The sequence below is a fragment of the Streptomyces sp. NPDC037083 genome (genome assembly GCF_055606485.1).
This window is the reverse complement of the sequence record NZ_JBVJSQ010000001.1, coordinates 264,845-286,097: the sequence shown is the minus strand read 5'-3', so window position 1 is coordinate 286,097 and position 21,253 is coordinate 264,845. Positions and strand designations below refer to the sequence as shown.

The window sequence follows — 21,253 nt, the reverse complement described above, 5'->3', positions numbered from 1 at the left end:
GGGGCGACCGGAGCCCCCGCCGCCCCGGCGACAGCCGCGACGCACACCCCGGGAGCCGCACGATGAGGGTCCTGCTGATCGGAGCCAACGGTTACCTCGGCCGCTTCGTCGCCGACCGTCTGCTCGCCGACCCGGCCGTCCAGCTCACCGCGCTCGGCCGCGGAGACGACGCCGACGTCCGCTTCGACCTCGCGTCCGGCAGCCCCGGCGCACTCACCCGTTTCCTCGACGCGGTCCACCCCCAGGTCGTCGTCAACTGCGCGGGCACCACCCGCGGCGGCGCCCGCGAACTCACCCGGCACAACACGGTCGCGGTCGCCACCGTCTGCGAGGCCCTGCGGCGCAGCGGCTGCGGCGCCCGGCTGGTGCAGATCGGCTGCGGCGCCGAGTACGGCCCGAGCCAGCCCGGCTCCTCCACGGCCGAGGACGCCGTGCCCCGCCCCGGCGGCCCGTACGGCGTCAGCAAACTCGCCGCCACCGAACTCGTCCTCGGCTCCGGACTGGACGCCGTGGTGCTCCGGGTCTTCTCGCCCGCCGGTCCGGGCACACCCGCCGGTTCTCCGCTGGGCCGGCTCGCCGAGGCCATGCGCCGCGCCATGCAGTCCGGCGACGGCGAACTCAAGCTCGGCGGCCTCGGCGTCCAGCGCGACTTCATCGACGTCCGCGACGTCGCCCGCGCCGTGCACGCCGCCTCGCTCTCCGCCGCGCAGGGTGTCATCAACATCGGCTCGGGCCGCGCCGTGCGGTTGCGCGACGCCGCCTCCGTCCTCGCGCGCGTGGCCGGGTACGGCGGTTCCCTCCACGAACTCGACGGCCCGCCCGGCGGCCACCTCAGGAGCGCCATCGGCCATCCCCGCCCCGAGCCCGACCACGCGGGCCCGGTCGCGTACCCGTACCCGGACGGCTGCGGCAGCTGGCAGCAGGCCGACGTGCGCACCGCCCGCGACCGGCTCGGCTGGCGACCCCGGATCAACCTCGAGGAGTCCCTCGCCGACATCTGGATGGAGGCGGCATGTCGTATCTGACCGGAACGCCCGCGGGCACCGCGAGCGCCGGGTCCACCGACGTCCGCACCGGCCTCGGCGTCCCGGGCCTGGCCCACCCCCTCCTCGCGCCGGCCGAGTGGGCCGAACTCACCCGTCCCGGCCGGCCCCTGCACTGGGTCGTCCTCGACGTCGCCGACGGGCCCGGCGTCCGCCCCGATCCGCGCTGCCTGGAATCCGCGGGCCGGCTGCACAACGCGGGCGTCCGGGTCCTCGGGCGTCTCGACGCCTTCCACGGCGCCCGCGCCTTCGCCGAGCTGATCTCCGACGCGCAGCGGTACCTCGACTGGTACCAGGTCGACGGTTTCCTCCTGGACCGCTGCCCGGCCGAGCGCGCCGAACTCGCCGGACTGAGCCGCACGACCGGCGCACTCCGGACGCTCCGTGACGCACTCCACCTCGTCCTCGGACACGGGACCCACCCGTACCCCGGCTACGCCGAGCACGCCGACCAGTTGGTCACCTTCTGCGGCCCGTGGAGCGACTACCGCTGGTCGCAGGTGGCGGAATGGACCGCCGAGCATCCGCCGGAGCGCTTCTGCCACCTCGTGCACGGGGTGCCGCGCGGGCATCTCGACGAGGCGCTGCGCATCGCCCGCTGGCAGGGCGCCGGGACGATCTGGTTCACGGACGGCACCGATCGAGGCGGCCTGACCGACCCCTGGGAGACCATGCCCGGCTACTGGGACGAAATCGTCTCGCGGATCGGAACAGGTGTCTCGGAATGAAGAAGGCCATGGCAGTGTTACGGGGAGAACAACCGTAGTGATCGACCGACCAACGGAGTCCCCGTGTCGCTGCCACCCCTGGTCGAGCCAGCCTCTGAGCTCACCGTAGACGAGGTTCGCCGGTACTCCCGCCACCTGATCATCCCCGATGTCGGGATGGACGGGCAGAAGCGGCTGAAGAACGCCAAGGTGCTCTGTGTGGGCGCCGGCGGCCTGGGCTCGCCGGCGCTGATGTACCTGGCCGCGGCGGGCGTGGGCACGCTCGGCATCGTGGAGTTCGACGAGGTCGACGAGTCGAACCTGCAGCGGCAGATCATCCACAGCCAGGCCGACATCGGCCGCTCCAAGGCCGAGTCCGCCCGTGACTCCGTCCTCGGCATCAACCCGTACGTGAACGTGATCCTCCACGAAGAGCGGCTCGAGGCCGAGAACGTGATGGACATCTTCAGCCAGTACGACCTGATCGTCGACGGCACGGACAACTTCGCGACCCGCTACCTGGTCAACGACGCGTGTGTGCTGCTGAACAAGCCGTACGTGTGGGGCTCGATCTACCGCTTCGACGGACAGGCGTCCGTCTTCTGGTCCGAGCACGGCCCCTGCTACCGCTGCCTCTACCCGGAGCCCCCGCCGCCGGGCATGGTCCCCTCCTGCGCCGAGGGCGGCGTCCTGGGCGTGCTGTGCGCGTCCATCGGCTCCATCCAGGTCAACGAGGCCATCAAGCTCCTCGCGGGCATCGGCGAGCCGCTCGTCGGCCGCCTGATGATCTACGACGCCCTGGAGATGCAGTACCGCCAGGTCAAGGTCCGCAAGGACCCCGACTGCGCGGTCTGCGGCGAGAACCCGACCGTCACCGAGCTCATCGACTACGAGGCCTTCTGCGGCGTCGTCTCCGAGGAGGCCCAGCAGGCGGCGGCCGGCTCCACGATCACTCCCAAGCAGCTCAAGGAGTGGATCGACGACGGCGAGAACATCGAGATCATCGACGTCCGCGAGCTGAACGAGTACGAGATCGTCTCCATCCCGGGCGCCAAGCTGATCCCGAAGAACGAGTTCCTGCTGGGCACCGCCCTGCAGGGGCTGCCGCAGGACAAGAAGATCGTCTTGCACTGCAAGACGGGTGTCCGCAGTGCGGAAGTGCTCGCGGTGCTGAAGTCCGCGGGCTTCTCGGACGCCGTGCACGTCGGCGGCGGCGTGATCGGCTGGGTCAACCAGATCGAGCCGAGCAAGCCGATCTACTGACCCCACAGCTCGCACCGCCCACCGGGCCAACCGGTCGGACCGGCGGGGGCTTCGCGTACCACGAGTGCGCGAAGCCCCCGCCGTCGTCATGAACAGACCGTGCCGTCCTTCGGCACCGTGCCCTTCAACAGGTACGCGTTCACCGCCGAGTCGACGCAGGTGCTCCCGCTCCCGTAGGCGCCGTGACCCTCGCCCTTCCAGGTGAGCAGCACCCCGACGTCCCTGCCGAGTTCGTCCGCCATCTTCCGTGCGCCCTCGTACGGCGTCGCCGGATCCCCGGTGTTGCCCACCAGCAGGATCGGCGCCGCGCCCGCCGCGCTCACCTCCGGGGTGTCGTACTGCCCGGCCACCGGCCAGTCGTGGCACCAGCCGGCCGTGTCCCAGCCCAGGAAGTCCCCGAACACGGGCGAGATCCTCTCGAACTCCGCAAGCCGCTTCTTCGTCTCCTCCGCGGTCGGCCGCTGCTTGTCGTCCAGGCACGATATGACCCGTTGGGAGTGGGTCGTCGTGCCGTAGTGCCCCGAGGGGTCGCGCTCGTTGTAGCCGTCGGCCAGCGTCAGGAGTTCGGTGCCGTCCCCGTCCTTCGCCGCCGCCAGGGCGCTCGTCAGGCTCGGCCAGCTCTGCTCGCTGTACAGCGGCAGCACGATGCCGGTGACCGCGAGCGTCTGCGTCAGCCTGCGCCCGTCCGAGGTGGGCAGCGGCGCGGCGTCGAGCCGGTCCAGCAGGTCCGCGATCTCCTTGCTGCCTTCCGCCGGGTCCCGGCCCGTCGACTCGAGGTAGTCGTCCAGCGCCCGCTGGAAGCCGCGTGCCTGGTTCTGAGCGTGGCCCACCGAGTCGGCGCTCGGGTCGACGACGGCGTCCAGGATCAGCCGCCCCACGTTCTTCGGGAACAGGTGGGCGTACACACCGCCGAGTTCGGTGCCGTACGAGATGCCGAAGTAGTGCGTCTTCCGGTCCCCGAGCACCTGACGCATCAGGTCCATGTCGCGGGCGGTGTCGGTCGTCGACACGTGCGCCATCAGCTCGCCTGCCGCCTTCTCGCAGCCCTTGCCGAAGTCGGTCGCGTCCTGGAAGTACGCCTGTTCCTCCGCCGGGGTGTCGGGGGTGGAGTCCAGGGACTCGGCGGCCTGGATGTCCTTGTCGCTGCGGCAGCGGACGCCCTCGCTGGCGCCGACCCCGCGCGGATCCCAGCTCACCAGGTCGTAGCGCTCGCGGAGCGAGGAGAACGTGGAGCCGTAGGAGGGCAGCGTCGACACGCCCGAGCCGCCGGGGCCGCCGAAGTTGAACAGCAGAGAGCCGGCCCGGTCGCGCCCGTGGGCGCGGGACTTGGCCCGCACCAGGGCGATGCCGATCGTGTCGCCGTCCGGTTTCGACCAGTCCAGGGGCGCCTTCAGGGTGGCGCACTGCCAGTCGTCGCCCGGTGCGGCGGAGTCCGCGGTGGCCTTGCAGCGCCTCCAGGCCGGTTTCTGCCCGGTCAGCGCGGCGGGCAGTGCCTCCGTCGTGCCCGCCGTCGCGGAGGAGCCGGTCGAGGAACGGGCGCCGGCCCTGCTCCCCTTGCCGTCCCCGTCCGACGCGGCGCCGCTGCAGCCCGCCACCAGCAGGGCGGCGGCGGCCCCCAGCGCCGTCCACCGTACGAATCGCACCATGTGAGCTCCCCCCTCCCAGGCCTTCCGCGCTCGGTGGCGGACGGCTTCAGGCCATGTTAGGCGGCGCGGGGCCCGCCCGTCCGGGCCTGTGGATAACCTTTTGACCTGCGGATTCTCCGGGGATTAGGGAGGGGGCGTCAGGAGCAGACCGTCCCGGCGGCCGGGGTTTTCCCGTTCAGCAGGTAGCCGTCCACCGCCCCCTGCACGCACTTGCTCCCGCTGCCGTACGCGCCGTGGCCCTGTCCCTTGTACGTCAGCTCGACCCCGACGCCCGGGCCCAGCGCTTCCACCATCCTGCGCGCCCCCTCGTACGGCGTCGCCGGATCCCCGGTGTTGCCCACGACGAGGATCGGCGCCGACCCCGGCGCGCTCACGTCCGGATGGTCGGCGGCGCCCGGCACGGCCCAGTCGGTGCAGCTCACCATGGACCAGGCCAGGAATTCCCCGAACAGGCCGGACGCGGCCCGGAAGCGCGGCAGCCTCTCCTCCACGTAATCGGTGGAGTAACGCGGCTTGTCGTCGGCGCAGTTGATGGAGACGTTGGCGGCCGTGAGGTTGCTGTACTCGCCGTTCTCGCTGCGGCCGTTCATCAGGTCGGACAGCAGCAGCAGAGTCCTGCCGTCCCCGGAGTAGGCCTGCTCCAGGCCTTCGGTGAGGTAGTCCCAGAAGTCCTTGGAGTACAGGGCCTGCGCGATGCCGTTGGTCGCGGCGCTCTGGGTCAGCTGTCGCGGGAAGACGCCCGGGATCGGCTTGTCGTCGAGGGTCTTCAACAGCTGTGCGATCCGGTCCTTCACGTCCTGCGCGGACTCCCCGACGGGACAGCCCTCCGTCCTGGCCGCGCAGTCCTCGGCGAAGTTGTCGAGTGCGAGCTGGAAACCCTTCGCCTGCCCGAGCGAGCCCTGCTCGGACGTCTGCGTCGGGTCGACGACGGCGTCGAAGACCGCCCGCCCCACGTTCTTCGGGAACAGGTGGGCGTACACGCCGCCCAGCTCGGTGCCGTAGGAGATGCCGAAGTAGTACAGCCGGTCGTCGCCGAGCACCTGGCGCATCAGGTCCATGTCGCGGGCGGCGTCGGTGGTCCGCACATGCGCCAGCGTCTTCCGGGACTTCTTCTCGCAGGCCTCGTTGAACTCCCTCGTGTTCTCCAGCAGCGCGGTGCGCTCGGCGGCGTCGTCGGGTGTGGCGTCCTGCTGGAAGTACGCGTCGAGCTGCTGGTCGTTCTCGCACCGCACGCCGGCGCTGCGGCCGACCCCGCGCGGGTCGAAGCTCACCAGGTCGTACCGGGTGCGCAGGGTCGCGTACTCGTCTCCGAAGGCGGGCAGGGCGGAGACGCCCGAGCCGCCGGGACCGCCGAAGTTGAAGACCAGCGAGCCGATCCGGCGGCTCTCGGCGCCGGCGGCCCGGGCCCTGATCAGGGCGATGCCGATGGTGTCGCCCTCGGGGTCGGCCCAGTCGAGGGGCGCCCTCATGGTGGCGCACTGCCAGGTGTCGCCGTCGGGCAGCGGAGAGGGGGCGCTGCCGCCGCCCTCCGCCCGGGACGGGGCGGGACAGTCCTTCCAGCTCAGCTTCTGCGCCGTCAGGTCCCCGTCCCGCGCGTCGTCGTCGCAGCCGGCCACCAGGGAGAACAGCAACAGGGAGGTGGAGGTCAAGGCAGCGGCGCGCAGGCGGGAGGGGTTCGGCATGATCCCATCCTGCGGTCGCGTGCGGGCACACGCGCGGGGCGCGGTCCGTACGAGCTACGGCCGCAAGGGCTCCCCCCTCACAGGGCGCCCTTGCGGGTCAGGTGGTTGAAGGCGAGCCAGCCCGGCAGCACCGGCAGCCACAGCGTCAGCAGACGGAAGAGCAGGACCGCGGGAGCGGCGACCTCCTTGGGCAGTCCGATCGCGATGAGACCGACCGTCAGGGTCGCCTCGACGGCGCCGACACCGCCCGGCGTCGGTGCGGCGGAGCCGAGTGCGTTGCCGGCGAGGAAGACGACGGCGACGCTGGCGATGCTGAGCGAGGTCGTCTCGTCGCCGAACGCGCGGATCGACGCGTCCAGGCACATCACGAAGCACGCGGTGAGCAGGAGCATGCCGCCGATGCCGGTGACCAGCTTCTGCGGCCGCTGGAGCACGTCGAGCATGCGCGGCACGACGCCGGCGAACAGCGACCTCACGCGCGTGGCGACGAACTTCCGCAGGAACGGCACCGAGGTCACCACGAGTACGAGCACCGCCACCGTGAGCAGACCCGCGATGACCGTGCGGGACGGCGACAGCGACGGCGTCTTCTCGGTGCCGGTGAGGTATCCGAACGACAGCAGCATCAGGATGTGGCAGCCGAGCCCGAACAACTGCGAGGCGCCGACGCTGGCCACCGCGAGCCCCGGCCGCACTCCCGCGCGCTGCAGGAAGCGCGTGTTGAGCGCGACTCCGCCGACCGCGGCCGGGGCGACGATCTTCACGAAGGACCCGGCGACCTGCGCCGCCACGGTCCGCGGGAACGGCACCCGCTCCGGCACGAAGCCCAGCAGGCTCATCGCCGCGGCGACGTAGCTCAGTGCCGAGAACAGCACGGCGGCGGCCACCCAGCCCCACTCGGCGTTCTCGATGAGCGGGCCGAACTCGATGTGCGTGAGCTGCGTCAGCAGGAAGTACGCGCCGATGGCGCCCGCGATGAAGCTCATCAGGGTGCGCGGCCGCACTCGCTCCAGCCGGGCCGGCTCGACCGGCGCCTGGGGGCGGATCAGCAGCACCTCGTGCCGGATCTGAGTCAGCAGGTCCTCTTCGCGCGCCTCCTCCAGCGCCTCGTCGATGGCCCGCTTCTCGGCCCGCGCCTCCGCACGTTCGGCCTTCTTGCCGGACTTCTCCAGGACGACGGTCCCGGTGCCGGCCCCGGTCTCCTCCAGGCGTGCCTGCTTGGCCTGCTGGGAGGCCTCCAGGACCGCCTCGCGCTCCCGCTGCGCACGCTCGCGTGCCAGTCGGCGCAGTGTCGCGCGCGTGGAGCGGGTCAGCGCGATGGGCTGGAGCATCGGCAGGCAGTCCGCGACCGCGTCCGGTCCGAGCACCCCCACCGCGGAGGCCACCGCCCGTTCGGCGCCCACGCGCAGCCCCAGCGTCGTCACCAACTGGGCGACGTCCATGCGCAGCAGCAACTCGCCGGCCGCGATCTCGCCGCCGCGCAGGTCGGTGAGGATCACCGTGCCGGAACGATCCACCAGGATCGCGTCCCCCGCGAGCCTGCGGTGCGCGATGCGCCGCGACTGCAGCGCCTGCACCTGGTGCCAGGCGTTGCGCAGCAGATCGTCGGTGATCTCGTCGTCCGCCAGCGAGTCGAGGGTGCGGCCGCCGGTGTGCTCGTAGACGAGGATCACCGCGTCGGGCCCGAGCTCCGAGGTCGCGATCAGCTTCGGCGCGTTCGCGCCGGCCGCGATGGCCGCGTAGGCGAGCAGCGCCTCCTGCTCCAGCGCCTGGCGCAGCGACTGCAGGCTGCTGCGGGTGGCGAAGCCGCGCAGGGTCAGGTTGCGCCACGCGCGGTAGAAGAAACCCTGGGCCTGCTGCTCCCGGTCGACCACCGTGACGTCCAGCGGCGGGCCGTCCTCCAGGGTGACGAAGTACCGCCGCCCGCGGTCGTGCTCCGCCGCGTCGGGGCCCTCCTCGCGGGCCGCGCTCACCGGCCGGAATCCCACGTGCCGCAGGCCCGCCATCAGCGTCCGTCCCGTGGGGCGCACGTTCGGGGAGCCGACGGCGTACAGCGTTCCGTACGCCACCGTCCAGCCGATCAGCACCGTGAGGATGATCGAGAACGGCGTCGTGTAGCCGGTGACGAGCATCGAGAAGGCGTCCAGCAGCAGCACGATCCACAGCACCGAGCGCCAGCGCGGCCGACGGGACATGCCGACGGCCGTCATGTAGGCGATGACGGGCGCCAGGTAGCCGTGCACCGGGTCGGTGAGGGCGTGGATGTCACCGGGGGACGGCTGGGTGAGCGCTTCCTGGATCGAGTCCGGAGCGCCCTTGGCGACCCACAGGTCGGTGGCGAGGGTCACACCGTGCGCGAGGACCGCGGCGAGCACACCGTCGGCGATGCGCAGCCCGTCCCGCTTGATGAGCCGCTCGATCGCGAACGCGACCGGCACCAGCAGGATCGCGATGCTGGAGGCCAGTCCCGCGATCTTGATGAGGAGGTCGGGCGCCTGTCCGGTGCCCTTGTTGATGTCCTGTTCGAGGCCCGAGGTCGTACCGTGCGCGAAGGCCGCGATGCCCAGGAGCACGACGACGGCGAGCACGCCGACCAGCAGCCGCATCAGATCGGAGGGCCGGTGCACGCGCGCGGGAAGCAGGGGTTCGTCGCCCTCGACCTCGTCGATGTGCACCTCCTCCCGTGCCTCGTCGGCGACGTCCGGGCGCGACGCAGCGTCAGAGGTGCCCTCCGTGTCCTCAGGATGCACGCCCTGCTGCTTCATCGTCTCTTCTTGATCTCGTATCACCGGTCACCGCCCGCACGATGGTGGCATGCCCCACCGACACACGGGGGCATCAGGGTGCAAATGCGGGGGCGGACAGTCTGCCCGAGACGCCGCCCGGGGGCGAGAGGCACACACGGGCGCGGGCCCGTCGCATTGTCGGTGCGGTGGGGCAGGATGGGGCGGATGAGCGAGCAGAGCCTTCCGGACGACGCCCGCCCGGAGTACGACGGCGCCCTCCCGGAGTACACGGACGCCGTCCCCGAGTACACGGACGCGCTGCCGGAGTACGCCGAGCGGGTCCTCGAGGTCGCGGAGCTGGTCCCGCCCGGGCGGGTCATGACGTACGGGGACGTCGCGGAGTGGCTGGAGGAGGGCGGGCCCAGACAGGTCGGCCGGGTGATGGCCCTCTACGGCGGCGCCGCGCCGTGGTGGCGTGTCGTGCGCGCGGACGGGGTGCTGCTCCCCGGCCACGAGCTGCGTGCGCTGAACCACTACCGCGCCGAGGGCACACCGCTGAAGCAGGCGAGCAGGACCGCCGAGGGCCATGTGCCGCGCCTCGATATGAAGCGGGCCAGATGGGACGGCGGCGAAGGCGCGGAAGGTCACACCTGACAGCTTCCGCCATCGGGGGAGACCGGGGGGATCTTGTGGTCCGTACGGGGGAAACCGCGCATGCACGGCACGTCCGCGCCATGGCGTACGTTCGAGGGGCGAGGGACGCGCGTGGCACGCGGGCCCAGAGGGCTGTGAGGGCTGTGAGGGTCTTGCGAGCCGCGAGGGCCCTGAGGTTCGCAAAGGTCGCGCGGGCCGCAAGGGCCGCTGGGGTCGTTCGGGTCGCAGGGGTCGCGCGGGAAGAAGCGGAAGCCATCCTTCCGGGCGGTCCGTCGGCGTAGCGTCGGCTGCACGCGTCCCCCTCATCCCGCGATCACCGTTCTCCCCGAGCGTTGCTCCGTCAACCAGCACACCCACCAGGACCGGCGAACCACGTGAGCTCCTCTTCCTCCACCAGGCGCCTGTCGCACCCCCTGGGGCGACAGGGGAACCGTGGCGCTTACCGACTGGTGCGTACCCCGGCGGCCCGGGTGGTTCCCCCTCGTCTGGACGCCGCACAGCGTTCCGTGGTTGACCACGGCTCCGGCCCGCTGCTCGTCCTCGCAGGTCCGGGCACGGGGAAGACCACCACGCTCGTCGAGTCCGTGGCCGCCCGGATCGCGCGCGGCGGCGACCCCGCGCGCGTCCTGGTGCTCACCTTCAGCCGCAAGGCCGCCGTCGAACTGCGCGACCGGATGGCGCAGCGCATGGGCGCCGCCCGCGCGCCCCAGGCGACCACCTTCCACTCGTACTGCTACGCCCTCGTCCGTGCCCACCAGGACGCGGACCTGTTCGTGGAGCCCCTGCGGCTGCTGTCCGGCCCCGAGCAGGACGTGGCCGTCCGCGAGATGCTCGCCGGTCAGCTCGACCTGCAGCGGCTCGGCCTCGCGCACGTGCGCTGGCCGGACGAGCTGCGCGCCTGTCTCACCACCCGCGGCTTCGCCGACGAGGTCCGCGCGGTGCTGGCCCGCAGCCGCGAGCTGGGCCTCGACCCCGCGTCCCTGGACGACTTCGCCCACCGCATCGGCCGTCCCGACTGGCGGGCCGCCGCCGCGTTCCTCGCCGAATACCTCGACGTGCTCGACCTGCACGGCGTGATCGACTACGCGGAACTCGTCCACCGCGCGGTCCTCCTCGCCCACCGGCCCGAGGTCGCCGAGCGGCTGGCCGCGCAGTACGACGCCGTGTTCGTCGACGAGTACCAGGACACCGACCCGGCCCAGGTAAGGCTGCTGCACGCGCTCGCCGGCGGCGGTCGCACCCTGGTCGCCTTCGGCGACCCCGACCAGTCGATCTACACGTTCCGCGGCGCCGACGTGAACGGCATCCTGGACTTCCCGCAGGCGTTCCCCCGCCCCGACGGCCGCCCGGCCCCCGTCGAGGTCCTGCGCACCTCCCGCCGCTCCGGGGCGGCCCTCCTCGCGGCCACCCGGCTGCTGACCCAGCGGATGCCGCTGACCCGTCTGCCGGCCGAGAAGGTCCGCGCCCACCGTGAACTGGCCGCCGCCCGCGACGGCGGCAGTGTCGAGGTGCACACGTACCCGACCCCGGGCGCCGAGCTGGACAACGTCGCCGACATCCTGCGCCGCGCCCACCTGGAGGACGGCCTGCCCTGGGGCGAGATGGCCGTCCTGGTCCGCGCCGGCTCCCGCACGATCCCGACCGTGCGCCGCGCCCTCACCGCCGCCGGGGTGCCCCTCGACATCGACGGCGACGACCTCCCCCTGCGCCACGAGCCGGCGGTCGCACCCCTGCTGACGGCCCTGCGGGCGGTGGCGACGGCAGTGGCCTCACCGCCGCCGCCGTCGGCGGACGCGGACACAGGGACCGCCGAGAGCGCGGACTCCCCGGACCGTCCGCGGGACGCCGAGGGCGCGGAGGCGGCGCATGCCCCGGAGGGTGCGCGGGACGCGGAGGCAGGGCAGGCCCGGGAGGGTGCGCGGGACGCGGAGGCAGGGCAGGCCCCGGAGGGTGCGCGGGACGCCGACGATGCCGGCGCCTGCTGGCTCGACACCGAAACCGCCCTCACCCTGCTCGCCTCGCCCCTCGCCGGCATGGACGCCGCCGATCTGCGCCGCCTCGGACGGGCCCTGCGCGAGGAGGAGCGCGCCGCCGGCGACCCGTTGCCGCCGCCCTCGGACGTCCTGCTCGCCCGCGCGCTGGCCGAGCCGGAGCGGCTGGTCGCCCATGACCCGGCCTACGCGCGCGGCGCCCAGCGCCTCGGCGCGCTGCTCGCGACGGCCCGTGAGCGCCTGGCGCGGGGCGGCACGGCCGAGGAGGCGCTGTGGGACCTCTGGGACGGCACCCCCTGGCCCGCGCGTCTGGAGCGGGCCGCCCGGCGCGGCGGAGCGGCCGGCCGCAACGCCGACCGCGACCTGGACGCCGTGTGCGCGCTGTTCGCCACCGCCGCGCGCGCGGAGGAGCGCACCGGCGGCCGGGGAGCCCTCAACTTCCTCGCCGAGATCGAGGCCGAGGACATCGCCGCCGACACCCTCGCCCGGCGTGCCGTACGCCCCGACGCGGTCCGCCTGATGACCGCCCACCGGGCCAAGGGCCTGGAGTGGAGCCTGGTCGTCGTGGCCGGCGTCCAGGAAGGACTGTGGCCGGACCTGCGCCGGCGCGGCTCGCTCCTGGAGGCCGACCGCATCGGCCGCGACGGACTCGCCGAGCCGCTCACCCCGGGCGCGCTGCTCGCGGAGGAGCGCCGACTCTTCTACGTGGCGGCGACACGCGCGCGCGAGCGGCTCGTCGTCACCGCGGTGAAGGCGCCCGCGGACGACGGCGACCAGCCCTCCCGCTTCCTGACCGAACTCGGCGTCGAGCCCAGGGACGTCACCAGCCGCCCCCGTCGCCCCCTGTCGGTCGCCGCGCTGGTCGCCGAACTGCGCGCCACGACGGTCGACCCGCGCGCCTCGGCCGCGCTCAGGGAGGCCGCCGCCCGCCGTCTCGCCCGGCTGGCCGCGCTCGCCGACGAGGACGGCAGGCCGCTGGTGCCGTCCGCCCACCCCTACCGCTGGTGGGGCATGTTCGAGCCGACCGAGAGCAAGGTGCCGCTGCGCAACCGCGACCAGCCCGTCGTGCTCTCCGGAAGCGCTCTCGACCAACTCGCCAACACCTGCGCCCTGCAGTGGTTCCTGGGCCGCGAGGTGAAGGCCGACGCCCCCGCGACCGTCGCCCAGGGGTTCGGCAACGTGGTGCACGTTCTCGCCGACGAGGTCGCCTCCGGGCACACCCCGGCCGACCTCGACGTCCTCATGGAACGCCTCGACTCCGTGTGGAACGCCCTCGCCTTCGACGCACCGTGGAAGTCCTCGCAGGAGAAGGCGCACGCGCGCGTGGCGCTCGAACGCTTCCTCCAGTGGCATGTGATGGACCGCACGGGCCGCACGCCCGTCGCCAGCGAGCACGACTTCGACGTCACCCTGGAGGCGGGCGAGTACGAGGTCCGTATCCGCGGACAGATGGACCGCGTCGAGGCGGACGGAGACGGCCGCGCCTATGTCGTCGACTTCAAGACCGGCAAGCAGGCGCCCACCGCCCGCGAGGTGGAACGCCACCCCCAGCTCGCCGTCTACCAGCTCGCCGTGCGCGAAGGAGCCGTCGACGAGGCCTTCGACGGCGTCCGGCCCACGCCGGGCGGCGCCGAACTCGTCCAGTTGCGCCAGGGCGCCGCCAAGCGCGACGGCGGCGACCAGCTGCCCAAGGTGCAGGCGCAGGAGCCGCTGGAGGGGGAGTGGGTCGGCGACCTCCTCGCCACGGCGGCCGGCAAGGTCCTCGACGAGCGGTTCACCCCGACCGCCGGCCAGCAGTGCGCCCACTGCGCGTTCCGGGCCTCGTGCAGCGCCCGGCCCGAGGGCCGGCACGTCGTCGAGTGAGCGGGCGTCGGCGGACCCGGCACATGTCCACGCCGCGGCACCGGCGCGACAGACCGCAGCACCCGGTGTCGCGACGGACCGCGGCACCGGTGTGCTGAACCGCCGCACCCGGTGTGACGGACCACCCCACCGGTGGTGTGACGGACCGCACCACCCGTGCTGACCTGCGCCTCCCCAGGGACGGCGGGCGATTTGTCATCGACTGTCAGTGCCCGCCGCTAGCCTCTCCACATGCCCGCCCGTATCAGCGATCCCGAGCAGCTCAAGGAGCTCCTCGGGATCCCCTTCACCCCGGAGCAGACGGCCTGCATCACCGCGCCGCCCGCCCCGCAGGTGATCGTGGCCGGAGCCGGGTCGGGCAAGACGACGGTGATGGCCGCGCGCGTGGTGTGGCTGGTCGGCACCGGCCAGGTCGCCCCGGAGCAGGTCCTCGGCCTGACCTTCACCAACAAGGCCGCCGGAGAACTCGCCGAACGCGTCCGCAAGGCACTGATCAAGGCCGGCGTCACCGACCCCGACGTCATCGACCCCGACAACCCGCCGGGCGAGCCGGTGATCTCCACCTACCACGCCTTCGCCGGCCGCCTGCTGACCGACCACGGCCTGCGCATCGGCCTGGAGCCGACGGCCCGTCTGCTCGCCGACGCCACCCGCTACCAGCTCGCCGCGCGCGTACTGCGCGAGGCGCCCGGCCCCTACCCGTCGCTCACCCGCTCCTTCGCCGATCTGATCAGCGACCTCCTCGCACTGGACGCCGAACTCGCCGAACACCTCGTGGGGCCCGAGGACCTGCGCCGGTGGGACGCCGAACTGCTGCACACCCTGGACGGCGCCGCACTCACCAACGCCGACCTGCGCAAGGTGCCCGAGACGGCCGCCGCCCGGCGCGAACTGGCCGACCTGGTGGTGCGCTACCGGACCGCCAAGCGCGAGCGCGACCTGCTGGACTTCGGCGACCAGATCGCCCTGGCGGCGCGACTCGCCCAGGTTCCCGAAGTGGGTCCCCTGCTGCGGGACGAATTCCGCGTGGTCCTGCTCGACGAGTACCAGGACACGTCGGTGGCCCAGCGCATCCTCCTCGCCGGTCTCTTCGGCGGCGGCACCGGCCATCCCGTGACCGCCGTCGGCGACCCCTGCCAGGCCATCTACGGCTGGCGCGGCGCGTCCGTCGCCAATCTCGACGACTTCCCCGAGCACTTCGCGCACGCCGACGGAAGCAGGGCCCGACGCCAGTCGCTCAGTCAGAACCGACGCAGCGGCGGCCGTCTGCTGGACCTCGCCAACGGTCTCGCCGAGCCCCTGCGCGCCATGCACGCGGGCGTGGAGGCGCTCAGCCCGGCCCCCGGAGCCGAACGCGACGGGGTGGTGCGATGCGCCCTCCTGGCCACGCACGCCGAGGAGATGGACTGGATCGCCGACTCCGTCGCCCATCTCGTGCGCACCGGCACGGCGCCCGGTGAGATCGCCGTCCTGTGCCGCACGGCAACCGACTTCGCGGAGATCCAGGGAGCCCTGGTCGCCCGGGACGTCCCCGTCGAGGTGGTGGGCCTGTCCGGACTCCTGCACCTGCCGGAGGTCGCCGACCTCGTCGCCGTCTGCGAGGTCCTGCAGGACCCCGGAGCCAATGCGTCCCTGGTCCGGCTGCTCACCGGCCCGCGCTGGCGCATCGGCCCACGCGACCTCGCCCTCCTGGGCCGGCGGGCCCGGCTTCTGGTCACCCACGCGCGCGGGGACGGCGACGACGACCCGGACCGCCGCCTCGCCGAGGCCGTCGAGGGGGTCGACCCGTCCGAGGTGATATCGCTCGCGGACGCCCTCGACACCTTCCTGGAGACGCCCCTGTACGGCGACGACCGCGCCGGGGACGACGACGGGCTGCCCTTCTCGCCGGACGCGCGCGTGCGCTTCGCGCGTCTCGCCACGGAACTGCGCGACCTGCGCCGCTCCCTGGCCGACCCGTTGATGGACGTCCTGCACCGGGTGCTGGCCGTCACCGGGCTGGAGGTCGAACTGTCGGCGTCCCCGCACGCCCTGGCAGCCCGCCGCCGCGAGACCCTGTCCAACTTCCTCGACGTCGCCGCCTCCTTCGCCGCCAACGAGAGCGAGGCGAGCCTGCTGGCCTTCCTCGGTTTCCTGCGCACCGCCGCCCAGTACGAGAAGGGCCTCGACAACGCCCTGCCCGGCGGCGAGAACACCGTCAAGGTGCTCACCGCGCACAAGTCCAAGGGCCTGGAGTGGGACGTCGTGGTCGTCCCTGGCCTGGTCACCGGCACCTTCCCCAGCGGTCAGGGCCGCGAGAAGTGGACGGCCCAGGCCAAGGTGCTGCCGCACGAGCTGCGCGGCGACGCCGACACGCTCCCCGAGGTCGACTCCTGGGACGCGCGGGGCATGAAGGCCTTCCACGAGGCCATGAAGGACCATCAGCACACCGAGGAACTCCGCCTCGGCTACGTCACCTTCACCCGCCCCCGGTCCCTGCTCCTGGGCTCCGGCCACTGGTGGGGTCCCACGCAGAAGAAGCCACGCGGCCCGTCCGGCTTCCTGCTGGCCCTGCACGACCACTGCGCGGCCGGACACGGCGAGATCGAGGCCTGGGCGGACGAACCGCAGGAGGGCGAGGAGAACCCCGGCCTGCACCGGGCGACCGTCGACCAGGTCTGGCCGCTCCCGCTGGACGACGCCGCCCTGGCCCGCCGCCGCGCCGCCGCCGAGACCGTCCTCGCCCACCTGGAGGACCTCGCCGCGCACGCGGACGGCCACCCCGCGGCCACCCACGATCCGGACACCTACGAGGACCCCGACTGGCCTCCACCACCGGACGACGACGAACCGCCCTACGACGAGGCCGACCCCTTCGAGGACGCGCCTTTCGAGGATGCGGCCTTCGAAGACGGGCCCTTCGTAGACGCGCCCATCGAGGACGCGCGCTTCGCGGGCTCCCTCCCCGTGGCCCGCCCCTCCGTGCCCCACCAGGCCACGGCCCCCGAGCTTCCCGCCGCCCGTCCGCGCGGGAACCGCCTCACCCCCGAGGAAGCCCGGGCCGTCGCCTCCTGGGACCGTGACCTCGACGCGCTGGCAGGGGAACTCCTGCGCGCCCGCCGGAGCGTCACCGACGTCCCGCTGCCCGCCACCCTCACCGCCTCCCAGGTGCTGCGCCTGGCCGCGGACCCGGACGGTCTCGCGCAGGAACTCGCGCGCCCCATGCCACGCCCTCCACAACCGGCCGCGCGCCGGGGCACCCGCTTCCACGCCTGGGTGGAGGCCCGCTTCGAGGCCTTGACGCTCCCCCTGCTGGGGCCGGACGAGCTGCCCGGCGACGACGCCGAGATCGCCGACGAACGCGACCTGGAGGCGCTCAAGGACGCCTTCGAGCGCACCGAGTACGCCCACCGCACGCCCTACCGCGTCGAGGCCCCCTTCCAGCTCGCCCTCGCCGGACGCGTCGTACGGGGCCGCATCGACGCCGTCTACAAGGACGGCGACGGGGACACGGCGACCTACGACATCCTCGACTGGAAGACCCACCGCGCCCACACCGCCGACCCCCTGCAGCTCGCGTTGTACCGGCTCGCCTGGGCCGAGCAGCAGGGTGTGCCCGTGGAATCCGTCACAGCGGCGTTCCTCTATGTGCGCACCGGCGACGTCGTCCGACCGGAGGGGCTGCCCGATCGTGCAGCGCTGGAGCGCCTGTTGACGGGGGAAGAGGCCGCCGAGAACGCACGCGACGGACGGGCCGGGCCGGCCGAGCACGCACAGGGACCCGGCGAGGATGCCGGCCCGGGCCGATAGGCTCGTGACCATGAGCCAACCCGTTGACAGTGCCGTCAGCGCCGTCCGCACGTACGTCGAGGAGCACCGCGCCGCGTTCCTCGACGATCTCGCCGAGTGGCTGCGCATTCCGTCGGTGTCCGCCCAGCCCGACCACGCACCCGACGTACGGCGCAGCGCGGACTGGCTCGCCGCCAAGCTGAGGGAGACCGGCTTCCCGACCGTCGAGGTCTGGCCGACGCCGGGCGCGCCGGCCGTCTTCGCCGAGTGGCCCTCCGGGGATCCGCAGGCCCCCACCGTCCTGGTCTACGGCCATCACGACGTGCAGCCCGCCGCCCGCGAGGACGGCTGGGACACCGACCCCTTCGAGCCGGTCGTCCGTGGGAACCGCCTCCACGCGCGCGGGGCGGCAGACGACAAGGGCCAGGTCTTCTTCCACACCCTGGGCGTGCGCGCCCACCTCGCCGCCACCGGACGCCCGGCGCCGGCCGTCACCCTGAAACTGCTCATCGAGGGCGAGGAGGAGTCCAGCTCCCCGAACTTCCGCGCCCTGGTCGAGGAGCAGGCCGGGCGGCTCGCCGCGGACGCCGTGATCGTCTCCGACACCGGCATGTGGTCCGAGGACACCCCCACCGTGTGCACCGGCATGCGCGGCCTCGCCGAGTGCGAGATCCAGCTCTTCGGCCCCGACCAGGACATCCACTCGGGCTCCTTCGGCGGCGCCGTCCCCAATCCGGCGACCGCGGCCGCCCGCCTGGTGGCGGCCCTGCACGACGAGCACGCGCGGGTGGCCGTACCCGGCTTCTACGACGGCATCGTCGAGCTCACCGACCGCGAGCGCGAGCTGTTCGCCGAGCTGCCCTTCGACGAGGCGCAGTGGCTGCGCACCGCCAGGTCGCACGCGGCCCACGGCGAGGCCGGACACACCACCCTGGAGCGCGTCTGGGCCCGCCCCACCGCCGAGGTCAACGGCATCGGCGGCGGCTACCAGGGCCCCGGCAGCAAGACGATCATCCCGTCCTCGGCGTTCGTCAAACTGTCCTTCCGGCTGGTCGCGGGCCAGGACCCCGACCACGTCGAGAAGGCCGTCCGCGCCTGGGCCGCCGAACAGCTGCCCGCCGGGATCCGGCACGAGATCACGTTCAGCCCCGCCACGCGCCCGTGCCTGACTCCGCTGGACCACCCGGCTCTGCAGTCCGTGGTGCGCGCCATGGGCCGCGCCTTCGAGGGACCCGTCCGCTTCACCCGCGAGGGCGGCTCGGGGCCGGCCGCCGACCTGCAGGAGGTCCTCGGCGCCCCGGTGCTGTTCCTGGGCATCTCCGTCCCGTCGGACGGCTGGCACGCGCCGAACGAGAAGGTCGAGCTGGACCTCCTCCTCAAGGGCGTCGAGACCACCGCGTACCTCTGGGCCGACCTCGCCGAGACCTGGCGTCATGCGCCCTGACGTCCCCGCTCGGTGCGGACGGCACGCGCGCGCGGGGCACACTGGAAAGACCGCTCCGCACCGTGACACCGCACCCGCACCGGTCGTCCCCTGCCGTACGTCCCGCTGAACCGCCCGCCGAAACAACCGTTCCACCGGGGGAGTTGGAAGTACCCGTGACCACCTGGACCGACCAGAACGCCGATCGACCCATCTCGCTCACCGCGCCGAGCGGCGTCGACCGGGCCGCCCACCACCGGCTCGACGAGGCCTGGCTGGCCGCGGCGTGGAGCCACCCCACGACGCGGTGCTTCGTCGTCTCCGGCGGCCAGGTCCTCATCGACGAGACGCCCGACGGCCGCACCGAACTCGTCATGACCCCGTCGTTCGAGGCGCCCCTCACCGAGGCGCACCGCTACTTCCTGGGCACCGACGAGGACGGAGTGAGCTACTTCGCCCTGCAGAAGGACGCGCTGCCCGGCCGTATCGACCAGTCCGCGCGCCCGGCCGGACTGCGTGAGGCGGGCCTGCTGCTGTCACCCCGGGACGTGGGCCTGATGGTGCACGCGGTCGGCCTGGAGAACTGGCAGCGCACCCACCGTTTCTGCTCCCGCTGCGGCGAGCGCACGGTCATCGCCGCCGCCGGCCACATCCGCCGCTGCCCCGCCTGCGGCGCCGAGCACTACCCGCGCACCGACCCCGCGGTGATCATGGCCGTCACCGACGAGGAGGACCGCATCCTCCTCGGCCGCCAGGTGCACTGGCCGGAAGGGCGCTTCTCCACCCTCGCCGGATTCGTGGAGCCCGGCGAGTCCATCGAGCAGTCCGTGCGCCGTGAGGTCTTCGAGGAGGCCGGCATCACCGTCGGCCACGTCGAGTACGTCGCCAGCCAGCCCTGGCCCTTCCCGTCCAGCCTCATGCTGGGCTTCATGGCCCGCGCCACGTCCACCGACATCGACGTCGACGGCGACGAGATCCACGAGGCCCGCTGGTTCTCCCGGGACGAGCTCGGCGCCGCCTTCGAGTCGGGCGAGGTCCTGCCGCCCTACGGCATCTCCATCGCGGCCCGTCTGATCGAGCTCTGGTACGGCAAGCCGCTTCCCACTCGCAGCTTCGTCTGACCGTGAGGCGAGAAGGGCGGCCCCGGGACTTCGGGGCCGCCCTTCGCACACCGTCGACGCGGCCGAGCACGTCAGTCCAGCAGCGCGACCGCGAACGTCTCGCGGTGGTCGGTCAACCACGCCTGCACGCGGTCCCAGCGTTCCCATCCGCCACGGTCGGCCAGCGCTTGGAGGTAGACAGGATCACCGTCGGCCACGCGGCGGGCGACGAAGGCCCGACAGGTCTGTGTGGCCTGTTCGATCACGCCGGGCAGTCCGGCGCGCTCTCCCGGCGAGAGGCCGTAGCTGTCGGCGAGGATCCGCAGCCGTGCAGGCGCATCCAATTCGGCGGGATACAGGGCAGCCGCGGATACCGGATCGAGCATGGGCACCCAGTAGCGGGCGGCCATGGCGACGTCCCAGAGAGGACGGCCCGGAGCCGCCAGATCGAAATCGATCAGGGCGGCGGCACGACCGTCGCGGAAGACGACGTTCTCCGGACACACGTCGTTGTGGCACACCATCGTTCCTCCCTGCGGGTCGGCGAGGTCCTGGGGCCACTCGACGTCCGTGTCGACCGCGATGGCCGCGCCGGCCTCATGCAGGCGGCGCAGCAGGATCCCCACCGATGCGAGAGATTTCGTCGTCAGCATCCAGGGCGGGAACGGTGGCAGAGCCACGTCGCCGGGAACGAAGGTCAGCTGCTCACGGCCGTCAGCGGTGAGGCCCACGGGAGTCGGAGCCGCGTCGAAGCCGTGCTCCTTCAGCGCCAGGAGGTGGGCGTGGAGGGCGTGTGCGTTGCGTGGTGCCGGGCGTTCCACCACCGCACCCCGGCGGAAGACCGCCCCCGCGTTCACCATGCCTCCGGCAAGGGCCTCGCAGTCCGCGTCGTCCTCGGTCGTCATCCCGATCACGCTACCGCCGAGCCGCCTCATACGGGCTGCACATACGAAACCCCCGATCCGGCGATAGGCCGGTCGGGGGTCGTGTGCGTCATGCGAGTCAGACGCCGAGCGCCTGCTTCACCTGGGCAAGGCTCGGGTTCGTCATCACGACCTCGGCGCCACCACTGGAGGGCACCACCTGAACCGTGGGCACCGTCTGGTTTCCGCCATTCGCCTTCTCCACGAACGCCGCGGACTGCGGGTCCTGCTCGATGTTGATCTCGGTGTACGCGATGCCCTCGCGGTCCAGCTGCTTCTTCAGCCGCTGGCAGTAGCCGCACCACGTGGTGCTGTACATCGTCACAGTGCCCAGCATGTCTCTTGTGCTCCTTCGGCGGGTCGGGGGAGGGGGCGGTCGTAGGGGGAACGTACGCGGGAGGGCTGCCATTCCCACCACCGCAGGCCGGGCGCGGGTCCACGACGTGACACTCGCCGCATTAGTA

General features: G+C 72.8%; 13 protein-coding genes. 8 read left to right on the top strand and 5 right to left on the bottom strand.

Going from position 1 to position 21,253, the window contains the following annotated elements:
- Positions 1 to 62: 62 nt before the first annotated feature.
- The 3 genes from ACZ7DE_RS01335 to moeZ all read left to right on the top strand — a co-directional run bounded on the left by ACZ7DE_RS01335 (position 63) and on the right by moeZ (position 3,013).
- Entirely contained in the window at positions 63 to 1,025 is a 963-nt protein-coding gene (locus ACZ7DE_RS01335) for an NAD-dependent epimerase/dehydratase family protein (RefSeq protein ID WP_470756668.1), read from the top strand.
- On the top strand, positions 1,013 to 1,771 hold the full coding sequence (locus ACZ7DE_RS01330) for a spherulation-specific family 4 protein (RefSeq protein ID WP_470756666.1): 759 nt from the start codon (positions 1,013 to 1,015) through the stop codon (positions 1,769 to 1,771). Before ACZ7DE_RS01335 ends, ACZ7DE_RS01330 begins: the two co-directional genes overlap by 13 nt.
- A gap of 63 nt (positions 1,772 to 1,834) precedes the next feature.
- Entirely contained in the window at positions 1,835 to 3,013 is a 1,179-nt protein-coding gene (moeZ, locus tag ACZ7DE_RS01325; protein ID WP_470756664.1) for an adenylyltransferase/sulfurtransferase MoeZ, read from the top strand.
- Between the two features lie 86 nt (positions 3,014 to 3,099).
- Here moeZ and ACZ7DE_RS01320 read toward each other — a convergent pair whose 3' ends face one another.
- The 3 genes from ACZ7DE_RS01320 to ACZ7DE_RS01310 form a co-directional block, all read right to left on the bottom strand.
- The gene (locus ACZ7DE_RS01320; protein WP_470756661.1) at positions 3,100 to 4,659 is read right to left on the bottom strand and encodes an alpha/beta hydrolase; all 1,560 of its coding nucleotides are present in this window, start codon (positions 4,657 to 4,659) and stop codon (positions 3,100 to 3,102) included.
- Between the two features lie 137 nt (positions 4,660 to 4,796).
- The gene (locus tag ACZ7DE_RS01315) at positions 4,797 to 6,341 is read right to left on the bottom strand and encodes an alpha/beta hydrolase (RefSeq protein WP_470756660.1); all 1,545 of its coding nucleotides are present in this window, start codon (positions 6,339 to 6,341) and stop codon (positions 4,797 to 4,799) included.
- A gap of 77 nt (positions 6,342 to 6,418) precedes the next feature.
- Positions 6,419 to 9,106 carry a lysylphosphatidylglycerol synthase transmembrane domain-containing protein gene (locus ACZ7DE_RS01310; protein ID WP_470756658.1) on the bottom strand — a complete coding sequence of 896 codons (2,688 nt, stop codon included), beginning with the start codon at positions 9,104 to 9,106 and terminating at the stop codon, positions 6,419 to 6,421.
- A 186-nt stretch (positions 9,107 to 9,292) separates the two neighbouring features.
- Between ACZ7DE_RS01310 and ACZ7DE_RS01305 the strand changes: the two genes are divergently transcribed.
- The 5 genes from ACZ7DE_RS01305 to nudC all read left to right on the top strand — a co-directional run bounded on the left by ACZ7DE_RS01305 (position 9,293) and on the right by nudC (position 19,887).
- The gene (locus tag ACZ7DE_RS01305) at positions 9,293 to 9,721 is read left to right on the top strand and encodes an MGMT family protein (protein WP_470756656.1); all 429 of its coding nucleotides are present in this window, start codon (positions 9,293 to 9,295) and stop codon (positions 9,719 to 9,721) included.
- Positions 9,722 to 10,095: 374 nt separating this feature from the next.
- Positions 10,096 to 13,575, top strand: coding sequence for an ATP-dependent helicase (locus ACZ7DE_RS01300; RefSeq protein ID WP_470756654.1), 3,480 nt, complete (start codon positions 10,096 to 10,098; stop codon positions 13,573 to 13,575).
- A 231-nt stretch (positions 13,576 to 13,806) separates the two neighbouring features.
- On the top strand, positions 13,807 to 17,364 hold the full coding sequence (locus ACZ7DE_RS01295; RefSeq protein ID WP_470756652.1) for a UvrD-helicase domain-containing protein: 3,558 nt from the start codon (positions 13,807 to 13,809) through the stop codon (positions 17,362 to 17,364).
- A gap of 10 nt (positions 17,365 to 17,374) precedes the next feature.
- Positions 17,375 to 18,787 (top strand): dipeptidase, encoded by a 1,413-nt coding sequence (locus ACZ7DE_RS01290; protein ID WP_470756650.1) that lies wholly within the window; start codon positions 17,375 to 17,377, stop codon positions 18,785 to 18,787.
- A 155-nt stretch (positions 18,788 to 18,942) separates the two neighbouring features.
- On the top strand, positions 18,943 to 19,887 hold the full coding sequence (gene nudC / locus ACZ7DE_RS01285; RefSeq protein ID WP_470756648.1) for an NAD(+) diphosphatase: 945 nt from the start codon (positions 18,943 to 18,945) through the stop codon (positions 19,885 to 19,887).
- A gap of 71 nt (positions 19,888 to 19,958) precedes the next feature.
- Here nudC and ACZ7DE_RS01280 read toward each other — a convergent pair whose 3' ends face one another.
- Positions 19,959 to 20,771 (bottom strand): phosphotransferase, encoded by an 813-nt coding sequence (locus ACZ7DE_RS01280; RefSeq protein WP_470756646.1) that lies wholly within the window; start codon positions 20,769 to 20,771, stop codon positions 19,959 to 19,961.
- A gap of 97 nt (positions 20,772 to 20,868) precedes the next feature.
- Complete coding sequence (locus ACZ7DE_RS01275) at positions 20,869 to 21,126, bottom strand: mycoredoxin (RefSeq protein WP_470756644.1); 258 nt, start codon at positions 21,124 to 21,126, stop codon at positions 20,869 to 20,871.
- Positions 21,127 to 21,253 lie beyond the last annotated feature (127 nt).